The 10,411-nt window shown below is 72.3% G+C and carries 8 protein-coding genes; 3 read left to right on the top strand and 5 right to left on the bottom strand.

The features are described 5' to 3' along the window. Positions 1–111 precede the first annotated feature (111 nt). From B4E97_RS00600 to B4E97_RS00610, 3 genes are all read left to right on the top strand, one after another. Complete coding sequence (locus tag B4E97_RS00600; RefSeq protein WP_286958263.1) at positions 112–2,022, top strand: 2-oxoacid:acceptor oxidoreductase subunit alpha; 1,911 nt, start codon at positions 112–114, stop codon at positions 2,020–2,022. After that, complete coding sequence (locus tag B4E97_RS00605) at positions 2,019–3,101, top strand: 2-oxoacid:ferredoxin oxidoreductase subunit beta (protein WP_239264127.1); 1,083 nt, start codon at positions 2,019–2,021, stop codon at positions 3,099–3,101. The genes B4E97_RS00600 and B4E97_RS00605 overlap by 4 nt, the downstream gene beginning before the upstream one ends. 122 nt (positions 3,102–3,223) lie before the next feature. Further along, positions 3,224–5,185, top strand: a complete 1,962-nt coding sequence (locus B4E97_RS00610; protein ID WP_286958273.1) for a glycoside hydrolase family 2 protein — start codon at positions 3,224–3,226, stop codon at positions 5,183–5,185. Positions 5,186–5,239: 54 nt separating this feature from the next. Here the strand turns inward: B4E97_RS00610 and B4E97_RS00615 are convergent, their stop codons facing one another. The 5 genes from B4E97_RS00615 to B4E97_RS00635 form a co-directional block, all read right to left on the bottom strand. Next, positions 5,240–6,421, bottom strand: a complete 1,182-nt coding sequence (locus B4E97_RS00615; protein ID WP_286958265.1) for an aminotransferase class I/II-fold pyridoxal phosphate-dependent enzyme — start codon at positions 6,419–6,421, stop codon at positions 5,240–5,242. A 37-nt stretch (positions 6,422–6,458) separates the two neighbouring features. Further along, positions 6,459–8,219, bottom strand: coding sequence for an FAD-dependent oxidoreductase (locus B4E97_RS00620; RefSeq protein WP_286958267.1), 1,761 nt, complete (start codon positions 8,217–8,219; stop codon positions 6,459–6,461). A gap of 89 nt (positions 8,220–8,308) precedes the next feature. Further along, positions 8,309–9,040: a hypothetical protein gene (locus tag B4E97_RS00625; protein WP_286958269.1), complete on the bottom strand. Its 732-nt coding sequence runs from the start codon at positions 9,038–9,040 to the stop codon at positions 8,309–8,311. Positions 9,041–9,045: 5 nt separating this feature from the next. Beyond that, complete coding sequence (locus B4E97_RS00630; protein ID WP_029211267.1) at positions 9,046–9,384, bottom strand: PadR family transcriptional regulator; 339 nt, start codon at positions 9,382–9,384, stop codon at positions 9,046–9,048. A gap of 172 nt (positions 9,385–9,556) precedes the next feature. After that, positions 9,557–9,850 (bottom strand): hypothetical protein, encoded by a 294-nt coding sequence (locus B4E97_RS00635; RefSeq protein ID WP_286958271.1) that lies wholly within the window; start codon positions 9,848–9,850, stop codon positions 9,557–9,559. Positions 9,851–10,411: the final 561 nt, after the last annotated feature.

A 10,411-nucleotide genomic window follows, 5' to 3' on the forward strand; every position in this document is an offset into this window, starting at 1 on the left:
CATGTGAGCCCTACCATGGACGAAGGTGCCCGACGGCGCCAGCCATGCATAACATGGCGTTTGGTTGATCCAAAGATGTCGTGTCGATGAAAGCGAAGTGAGTTCGCCCTTATGGCCACCAAGGCAGTCCACCGGCTCGAGCGTGTCGTCATCCGGTTCGCAGGAGACTCGGGTGACGGCATGCAGCTGACCGGCGACCGGTTCACCTCGCAGACCGCCGTCCTCGGCAACGACCTGTCGACCCTGCCGAACTTCCCGGCCGAGATCCGGGCACCGCAGGGCACCCTCCCCGGCGTCTCGAGCTTCCAGCTGCACTTCGCCGACCACGACGTGCTCACGCCGGGCGACAACCCCGACGTCCTCGTGGCGATGAACCCGGCGGCGCTCAAGGCCAACCTGCCGGACGTGCCCCGCGGCGCCACCGTCATCGCCGACCAGGACGAGTTCACCAAGCGCAACCTCGGCAAGGTCGGCTACGACAGCAACCCGCTCGAGGACGGCTCGCTGGACAGCTATCACCTGCACGCCCTGCCGCTGACCTCGATCACCGTCGAGGCCCTGGCCGACTTCCCGCTGTCCCGCAAGGACAAGGAGCGGGCCAAGAACATGTTCGCCCTCGGGCTGCTGTCCTGGCTCTACACCCGGCCGCTGGACTCGACCGAGAGCTTCCTGTCCGCCAAGTTCGGCAGCAAGCCCGACATCCTCGCCGCCAACGTCGCCGCGCTGCACGCCGGCCACGCCTACGGCGAGACCACCGAGGACTTCGCGGTGGCCTACGAGATCGGCCCCGCGCCGATGCGGCCCGGGCTCTACCGCAACATCACCGGCAACACCGCCCTCGCCTACGGCCTCGCGACCGCCGCGCACAAGGCCGGTCTGCCGCTCGTGCTCGGCGCCTACCCGATCACCCCGGCCAGCGACATCCTGCACGCCCTGTCCGGCTTCAAGAGGTACGGCGTCACCACGATCCAGGCGGAGGACGAGATCGCGGGCATCGGCGCGGCGCTCGGCGCCTCCTTCGGCGGCGCCCTCGGCGTCACGACCACCTCGGGCCCCGGCATCGCCCTCAAGACCGAGACCATCGGCCTCGCCGTCTCGCTCGAGCTGCCCCTCGTGATCGTCGACGTCCAGCGCGGCGGCCCCTCCACCGGCCTGCCCACCAAGACCGAGCAGGCCGACCTGCTGCAGGCGATGTACGGCCGCAACGGCGAGGCACCGGTCCCGATCGTCGCCGCGCAGTCCCCCAGCGACTGCTTCGACGCGGCGCTGGAGGCCGTGCGCATCGCCGTGACCTATCGAACGCCCGTGTTCCTGCTCTCGGACGGCTACCTCGCCAACGGGTCCGAGCCGTGGCAGGTCCCCTCCGTGTCCGAGATCGCCTCGATCGACCCGGGCATCGCGACCGAGCCCAACGCCACCGCCGCCGACGGCACCCCCGTCTTCCATCCCTACCTGCGGGACCCCGACACCCTGGCCCGCCCGTGGGCGATCCCCGGGACGCCCGGCCTCGAGCACCGCGTCGGCGGGATCGAGAAGAAGGACGTCACCGGCGAGATCTCCTACGACCCCGACAACCACGACCGGATGACCCGGCTGCGGGCGGCCAAGGTCGCGGGCGTGGCCGGCATACCCGACGTCGAGGTCGACGACCCCACCGGCGAGGCCAAGGTGCTCATGCTCGGGTGGGGCTCGACCTACGGGCCGATCAGCGCGGGCGTGCGCTACGCCCGCTCCACCGGCGCCGAGGTGGCGCAGGCCCACATCCGCCACCTCAACCCCTTCCCCGCCAACCTCGGCGAGGTCCTGCGCGCCTACGACCGCGTGATCGTCCCGGAGATGAACATGGGCCAGCTCACCACGATGCTGCGCGCGGAATACCTGGTGGACGTGCGGGCGCTCACCCAGGTGCGGGGCCTGCCGTTCACGGCGAGCACGCTGTCCGACGCCATCCACGAGGCGCTGCACGAGCTGGACCCCCGTCATACCCCCGCTCCCGCGACCCCCAAGGAGGAGCGCGCATGACCACCATCGACCTCGGCATCCCCACCCACGGGCTCAGCGGCGTGCCGCGCCTCGCAGAGGGCGACGCCCCTCAGAACAAGAAGGACTTCACCTCCGACCAGGAGGTGCGCTGGTGCCCCGGGTGCGGCGACTACGCCGTGCTGGCCGCCGTGCAGTCCTTCCTGCCCGACCTGGGCCTCAAGCGGGAGAACATCGCCTTCGTCTCGGGCATCGGCTGCTCGAGCCGGTTCCCGTACTACCTCGACACCTACGGCATGCACTCGATCCACGGCCGTGCCCCGGCCATCGCGACCGGTCTGGTGACGGCGCGTCCCGACCTGTCGGTCTGGGTCGTCACCGGTGACGGCGACGGCCTGTCGATCGGCGGCAACCACCTCATCCACGCGATGCGCCGCAACGTCAACATGACGATCCTGCTGTTCAACAACCAGATCTACGGCCTGACCAAGGGGCAGTACTCCCCCACGTCCGAGGTCGGCAAGGTCACCAAGTCGACCCCGGCCGGCTCGGTGGACCACCCGTTCAACCCGCTCTCGCTGGCGCTCGGCGCGGAGGCGACCTTCGTCGCCCGCACCATGGACTCCAACCGCAAGCACCTGCTCGAGGTGCTGCGCGCGGCGGCGGAGCACCGCGGCACGGCCTTCGTCGAGATCTACCAGAACTGCCCGATCTTCAACGACGGCGCGTTCCAGCTGCTCAAGGACCGCGGCGAGGCGGCGGCCCGGCTCGTGCACCTCGAGGACGGACAGCCGGTCCGCGCGGGTGCCGACCACGTCGTCGTGCGGTCCGACTCCGGCTCGCTCGACGTCGTCCACGAGGGCTCGGTGACGGACGAGCGCCGGATCGTCGTCCACGACGCCGGCGCCGACGACCCCGCCCAGGCCTTCGCGCTGTCGCGGCTCGACTCCGGCGACCACCTGCACGTGCCCATGGGCATCTTCCGGTCCGTCTCCCGACCGACCTACGACGACCTCGTGCGCGGCCAGATCGCCGGTGCGGTCACCTCCGCCGGGGGCCCCGCGGGCGACGCCGACCTCGACGCCCTGCTGCGCGGCAAGGACACGTGGACCATCGGGTGAGGCTCGCCGGGCGGGCGGCCCGCCTCGCGTGGCGGGCCCAGCAGGCCGTATGGCGCCGACGCCCCTCCCTGCGGCCGGCTGCCCAGCCGGTGCTGGGAGCGGCGCCGGACCTGTCCGTCGGGGTGGGGTCGGGCGTCCCGCGCCCCGAGCACCCGCGTCCGCAGCTGGTGCGGACGCGGTGGCTGAACCTCAACGGCGAGTGGGAGTTCGAGACCGACCGCGGCGACAGCGGCTACGAGCGGGGGCTGGTGTCCCGCCCGCTGTCGGGCCGGATCCTCGTGCCGTTCTGCCCGGAGTCGACGGCGTCCGGCATCGGGGACGAAGACTTCCACGAGGCGGTCTGGTATCGCCGGACGGTGGTCGTGCCGGCGTCCTGGGCCGGGGCCGACGCGTGGCTGCACCTGGGCGCCGTCGACCACGACGCGACCGTGTGGGCCAACGGCGTCGAGATCGCCCGCCACCGCGGCGGGTTCACGCCGGTGTCCGCGCCCCTGTCCCGCGCCGGGGTGGGCCCGGGCGACACCGTCGAGATCGTCGTGCGGGCGCGTGACCCGCGCCGCGGGCCGCAGGCGCGGGGCAAGCAGGCGACGAGCTATGCCCGGTCGGGCTGCTTCTACACCCGCACCACCGGCATCTGGCAGACCGTCTGGCTCGAGGCCGTCCCACCGGTGCACGTGCGACGGCTGCACGTCTCGCCCGACCTCGCGGGCGGGGCGCTGGACGTGTCGATCCCGTTGAGCGGCAACCTGCCCGGTGGCCGGGTCGTCGTGGAGGTCACGCGCGACGCAGGGCTGGGCGACGCCGGTGCTGGGCCGGGGGACGACGGTGGCGGGTCGGGTGACGTCACGGACTGCACCGACGACGCCGACGCCGGGGCCGCCGTCGTGATCGCCTCCGCCACGACGCGATCCGACCTCGACCTCGCGCCACGGGTGCGAATCACGCTGCCGGAGCCAGAGATTCGTCCCTGGTCACCCGGCGACCCACACCTCTACGGCCTCGTCGTGCGGCTGGTCGACCGCGACGGGGAGGTCGTCGACGAGCTGGCGTCATACGCCGGGTTGCGCTCGATCTCGGTGCACGGCAACGAGATCCGCCTCAACGGCGAGCGACTGTTCCAGCGGCTCGTCCTGGACCAGGGCTACTGGCCCGAGACGCTGATGACGGCCCCGTCGGACGCCGCGCTCGAGCTCGACATCCGGCTGGGCCTGGCGGCGGGATTCGACGGAGCCCGGCTGCACCAGAAGGTCTTCGAGGAGCGCTACCTCTACCACGCCGACCGGCTGGGCTACCTCGTGTGGGGCGAGTTCGGCGACTGGGGCGCCAAGGTGCGCGAGGGGCACGGCGAGATCCAGTCCCCCACAGCGTCCTTCGTCACCCAGTGGGTCGAGGTGCTGCAGCGGGACGTCAACCACCCGTCGATCATCGGGTGGTGCCCGCTCAACGAGACCGAGCAGGACCTCGCCGACGACATCACCGTGCTGGACGACGTGACGCGGGCGATGTTCCTGGCCACCAAGGCGATCGACCCCACCCGACCGGTCATCGACGCGTCCGGGTGGTCGCACCGCGTGCCCGAGACCGACGTCTACGACGCCCACTGCTACGAGCAGCGACCGTGGAGGTTCCGGGTCCTCATGGAGGGGCTGGCCGCGGGCGAGCCCCTCGTCGACCTGCCCGGCCAGGACTGGTCCGTGCCGTACGCCGGACAGCCCTATCTCGTGTCGGAGTACGGCGGGATCTGGTGGGCGCCAGGGGGATCGGGTGACGCGTCCGGCGGAGCCGAGGGGCAGGACGGGACTCACGCCGAGGGGGCTCACGCCGACGGGACCGACCAGGACAGCTCGTGGGGCTACGGGCAGCGGGTGCGGGACCTGGACGAGCTGTACTCGCGCTACGAGGGGCTCACACGCGTGCTGCTCGACGACCCCGGCGTGGCGGGCTACTGCTACACCCAGCTCACCGACGTCTTCCAGGAGCAGAACGGCATCTACGCCTTCGACCGCTCCCCCAAGCTCGACGCCTCGCGGATCGCCGCGATCCAGCGGCGGCCGGCGGCATACGAGCAGGTCGACGACCGCTGAGCCCCCCACCTCATCCCCGACAGCGGGGAGCGGGGAGGTGCAGGGCCGGGGCGGTCAGCCGGTGACGAACCGGGCCAGGCGGTCGAAGCCCTCGGTGACGTCGGCCGGGCTGCCGGCGTAGGAGATGCGCACGAAGTGGCTGCCGTCCAGCGCCGGGTCGCCACCCGGCCGTGAGGGGGCGAAGTCCACGCCGGGGGTGAGGGCCACGCCCGTGCGCTCCATGACCTCGGTGCACCACGCGACCGAGTCGCTCGTGAGGTGCGCGACGTCGCACCACGCGTAGAACGCGCCGGACGGCGGCACCTGGTCGTGCACGCCGATCTCCGGCAGCCGCTGCAGCACGAGGTCACGGTTGTGGGCGTATCGCTCGACGTGCGAGCGCAGCTCGTCCTGCGCGTCCGGCGTGAGGGCGCCGAGCGCGGCCGCCTGGCTGACGGCGGGCGGGCACAGGTTGAGGTTGCCGAGGAGCAGCTCCACCGGCCGCAGCAGGTGGTCCGGCAGGAGCATCCAGCCGAGCCGCCAGCCCGTCATCGAGAAGTACTTCGAGAAGCTGCCGACGACGGCGGCCGCGCGGGAGGTGCTCCACGCCGTGGTGGGCTGCGCGCCGGCATACGAGATCCCGTGGTAGATCTCGTCGCTGACGAGCAGGACGTCGTTCGCCTCGCACCAGCGCGCGACGGCCGCGAGCTCGTCCGGCGGGACGACGGTGCCCGTGGGGTTGGCGGGGCTGGCGAGGATCAGGCCGGCTGGTGGGGTCGCGAGCGCCTCGAGCATCGCGATCGTGGGCTGGTAGGCCGTCTCCGGCCCGCAGTCGAGGTCGACGACGCGGCACCCGAGGGCCTCGAGGGTGTTGCGGTAGGCGGGGTAGCCCGGCCGGGTCACCACGACCTCGTCGCCGGCCTCGAAGGCCGCGAGGAACAGCGCCGTGAACCCTCCGCTGCTCCCCGTCGTGAGGATCACCTGCCCCGGGTGGACGTCGAGGTCGTATGTCGCGGCGTAGTGCTCGCAGATCGCCTCCCGCAGAACGAGGTCCCCCACCGCCTCGGTGTAGCCGAGCACCTGACCGTCGATCGCGGCGATGGCGGCGTCCCGCGCTGCCCGGGGTGCGCCCGTGCTGGGCTGACCGACGTGCAGGCCGATCACGTCCCCGTGCGTGATCCGCCGCCGCGCAGCGGACTTCATGACCTCCATGACGTGGAACGGCGGGACCTGGCCCCTCAGCGACATCCGGCTCATGCCCACCACCGTAGGGGTTGGTCGGCGTCGTCGTTCGTCAGGGTGCGGCGGTGCGGAGGTGCTGCGGGTCGCGCCCGGGCTGCGCGTCCTGCGCGTGCTCGTCGAGGTAGGCGTGGACGAGGGGCACGACCGCGGCGCCCTCGCCGGAGGCCGAGGCGACGCGCTTCATGGAGCCGGCGCGGACGTCGCCCACGGCGAAGACGCCCGGCAGGTTGGTGGCGAGCGACGCCGGCGGGCGGCCGTCGGACCAGCAGGTCTCGTCCGTGTCGGGCCCCGTGCGCACGAACCCGCGCTGGTCCAGGGACACCTTGGGCGGCAGCCACGCGCAGTGGGGCTGGGCACCGAGGAGGAGGTAGAGGCCGGCCGCCTCCACCCGTCGCTCGTCGCCGGTGGTGTCCCGCAGCGTGAGCCAGGCGAGGCGCGGGTCGCCGCCGCCGTCGACGACCTGGGTGCGGGGCAGGACGGTGATCCGACGGTTGCCGTCGAGCTCGCGGATCAGGTAGTCGCTCATGGTCGCTCGCAGGTCGTCGCGCCGGATGACGATCGTCACCGACCGGGCGAAGCGGCTGAGGTGCAGGGCCGCCTGCCCCGCGGAGTTGCCTCCTCCGACGACGTAGACGTCCTGGCCGGCGACCTCACGGGCCGAGGAGGCGGCGGCGCCGTAGTGCACGCCGCGTCCCACGAGGGCCTCCAGCGGCTCCACGCCGAGCCGGCGATAGGTCACGCCCGTCGCGATGACCACGGCGCGGGCCTCCAGGGCTGCTCCGCCAGCGACGGTGATGCGGTGCAACCCGCCGGGCCGCAGCTCGGCGCCGTGCACCCGCCCGGGCTCGAGCGCCTCGACGGGGTTGCCTGCGAAGAAGCGCGCCCCGAACCTGATGGCCTGCATGCGGGCTCGCTGCGCCAGCCGCATCCCCGAGATGCCGCGCGGGAAGCCGAGGTAGTTGCGGATCATCGAGCTGCTCCCAGCCTGCCCGCCGATGGCGTCGGCCTCGACGACGACGGTGGTGAGGCCCTCGCTGGCGCCATACACGGCCGCCGCCAGGCCCGCCGGACCGGCTCCGATCACGGCCAGGTCCGCCACGAATCCCTCACCCAGGGCGTCGAACCCGCCGTAGAGCGCGCGCCCCACGTCCGCGATGGTCGCGTCGACGATGGTCTCGCGCCCGTGCGCGACGATGACCGGGAGGACGGGGGTCTCGTGGCCCTCTCGAGCCAGGCCGTCGAGGATCGCCCGCCCCTCCTCGGAGCTGTCGACGACCGAGCGGCAGGGCATGCCCATCCGGTCGAGGAAGTCCCGGATCCCTGCGGTGCGAGGGCAGTTCGTCTCGCACACGATGGTGAGCATCGGCACCTCGGGGGCCGCGACCGTGGCGCCCCAGTCGGAGAGCAGGTCGGTGACGGCTGCGTGGAACTCCTCGTCCCGCGGCCCCCGCGGCAGCATGAGATAGGTGTCGATGGCGCCGCGCTGCTGCGCCTCGCGCATGGCCGGGAAGTGCTGCGTGGCGTCCGGACCGACGAGGAGCACGAGGCGCTTGGCCGTCGGCAGTGCCTGGTGCAGGACCCGCAGGGCCAGGAGCGCCGTGCTGTCGGGCAGCTCCACCTCGGCCGCGACCAGTGCCACGAGCCGCTGGCGCGCCGCGAACCCCTGGGCCACGTCGAGGGCCTCGTGCAGCCCGGTGGTGAGGACCAGGTCGTAGTCGGTGCCGTAGCGAGCCGCCAGCTCCCGCTCGATGTCGGGGCCGTGCGCACCGCTGACGACCAGGATGGCGGGGCGGTTGCGGTCCTCGGCAGGCATGGCGGTCAGTCTGCCGTATGACGGGGCGGGGTGCGCCTCCCCTGACGCGCACCCCGCCCCGAGCTCCTACAGCACCGCGCGGTGCCGTGTCAGCCGGCCGTGAACCAGGTGAGGGCGCCGAGCGCCACCGCGGCCAGCACGTAGACCCAGCCACTGGCGGCAGCGAGGGCCCGTCCCGCGGCGAGCCCACCGCCGGCAGTGTCAGATCGGTCGTAGCGGTCGCGACCATCCCGCGGGTCGCGGACCGGGTCGGTCGGACGGCCGGCCAGACGCCGGTTGCCGACCACGGAGCACGCCAGGAGCAGTGCCGCCACGAGGCCCATGACCAACGGATCCGCTGAGAACGCCGTCTGCTGGAGCACGACCGAAAGGGCGGTCGCGCCCACGAGCCCGGCGCCCAGGAAGAGGGACCCGGCCACCACGTGACGCAGCAACGCGGCCAGGACCCGCGCGGTCAGGAGCACGAACACGGCCAGGAAGGCGAACGAGGCCAGCTGACCGACAGAGATCTCGACCTCCTGCCCCAGGCGCACGGCCCGGACCGTGGCGGTGGCTGCCGTAAGACCCATCAGGCCCGCCACGACCGGCCCCAGGAGGCCCAGCCAATCCCTGGCCGTGGTGGTGATCAACAGGTCGTCCGGGAAGTCCAGGCTGGCGGCGTAGTCGTGCGGGTCGCCGAAGGCCTCGTGGGGGGTCTCACCGCTCTCCGCGCAGTGGGACTCGACGGCCGCGACGGCGTCGCCGATCGCGTCCCCGCGCACGTCTCGCAGCCGCAGCGCGATGACGAGCTCCTCGATCCACTTCCCGTCCTGTGCCGTCATGGTCATCACTGCTCCCCCTCGGAGATGAAACGTGTGGTGTGGTGGGCGAACTCCCGCCACTGGGTGGACTGCCACCCCAGGGCCTCTCGGCCGTCGTCGGTGAGCTGGAAGTACTTGCGGCCGGGGCCGCCGTCGCCCTGGCGCCACTCGGTGGTGACCTGACCGGCCGTCTCCAGGCGGCTGAGCAAGGGATAGAGCGTCCCGCCCTTGATCGCGCCGAACCCGTTGTCCTCGAGGGTCGTCGCGATGGCGTAGCCATAGGTGGGGCCGTCCGCCAGGACCCGGAGGACCGCCAGGGTGAGGAGTCCTCGGAGCCATTCGCTCGGCCACGGTTGCTGGGGCATGGCTAGACAGTATCTCTACTTAATCAGCCTGTCTACCTAGGGCGTCTGACTAGTTTACTCGGATCCGTCGCAGATCTTCGGGTTGGAAGCCGAAGATCTGCCACGGAGGCGAATGCAGGCTGGACGAGGGAGCGAGTGCGTACGAGGAGGCGGGCTTGAGCAGGCGGACGACTCAGATGCGGCCGGCTCGGCGACGGGCCTGACCGTGGCGACGACGGGCGCGCACCCGTGCCCTCTCGACTTGCTCGAGCAGGAGCGCGGGGGTGTCGAGCATCGCCTTGCTCACCCGCACGAACTCCACCCCGAGGTCGCGGACGTCGTCCTCGCGGACCTTCTCGCGCAGCAGCACGTCGTTGCGCGTCGTGTCCTGCGGGCCGGCGACGTACTTGACCTCACCGTCATGCTCGAGGGCCACCCACTCCCCCTCGAGCATGGCGTCCAGTCGCCTGGGCCCGCGCCGGGTCATGACCGGCACCTGGGGCTCTAGGCGGTATCTCAGGCCGTGCGCCACCCACGTCATACGAGACTCTCCGGGGGACTCGTGCCTCACGTCCACGAGGTGCAGGACCGCGGCGAGGCGCGCCACGCTCCGACGGCCAGCGCACCGACCTGGCGGTCCACCACCCGCGCCGTACGGACGAGATCCGCCCCTCTCGCCGTGCCGAGGCGAGGTCTGCCGACGTGACACCGCAGGCACGAGCCTCCGCCGTCGAGAAGACGGGGCGGGCGATCAGCTCTGGGGGAGGTCCATGCGGGCAGGGTGGCCGGACCGGTGCCCGCGGCGAACGTCCTGGCGCCACCCTGTGGACGGCGGCGCGGCAATCCGCGCGCGGCGATCGCCCTGTGGACGAGGCGGCCCTCACGCGCCTCGCAGATCTCCGGGTTGCAACCCGAAGATCTGCGAGGGAGCCGAGGGGGGGAGGGGCGGTCAGGCCTGGCCGACCTGGCGCAGCAGGTCCTGGAACCAGTCCTGCGAGGCGTCGAACGCCTTGTGCCCCGCGATGCGCCTGACTCGTGCCATTTGAGG

This window comes from Arsenicicoccus sp. UBA7492 (assembly GCF_002479615.1).
GTDB classification, from domain to species: domain Bacteria; phylum Actinomycetota; class Actinomycetes; order Actinomycetales; family Dermatophilaceae; genus Arsenicicoccus; species Arsenicicoccus bolidensis.

Coding starts and splice junctions, on each gene's coding strand:
- B4E97_RS00615 (WP_286958265.1), bottom strand. CDS start 6,421: ATGAGCCGGATGTCGCTGAGGGGCCAGGTCCCGCCGTTCCACGTCATG.
- B4E97_RS00630 (WP_029211267.1), bottom strand. CDS start 9,384: ATGCCCCAGCAACCGTGGCCGAGCGAATGGCTCCGAGGACTCCTCACC.
- B4E97_RS00605 (WP_239264127.1), top strand. CDS start 2,019: ATGACCACCATCGACCTCGGCATCCCCACCCACGGGCTCAGCGGCGTG.
- B4E97_RS00625 (WP_286958269.1), bottom strand. CDS start 9,040: ATGACGGCACAGGACGGGAAGTGGATCGAGGAGCTCGTCATCGCGCTG.
- B4E97_RS00620 (WP_286958267.1), bottom strand. CDS start 8,219: ATGCCTGCCGAGGACCGCAACCGCCCCGCCATCCTGGTCGTCAGCGGT.
- B4E97_RS00600 (WP_286958263.1), top strand. CDS start 112: ATGGCCACCAAGGCAGTCCACCGGCTCGAGCGTGTCGTCATCCGGTTC.
- B4E97_RS00635 (WP_286958271.1), bottom strand. CDS start 9,850: ATGACCCGGCGCGGGCCCAGGCGACTGGACGCCATGCTCGAGGGGGAG.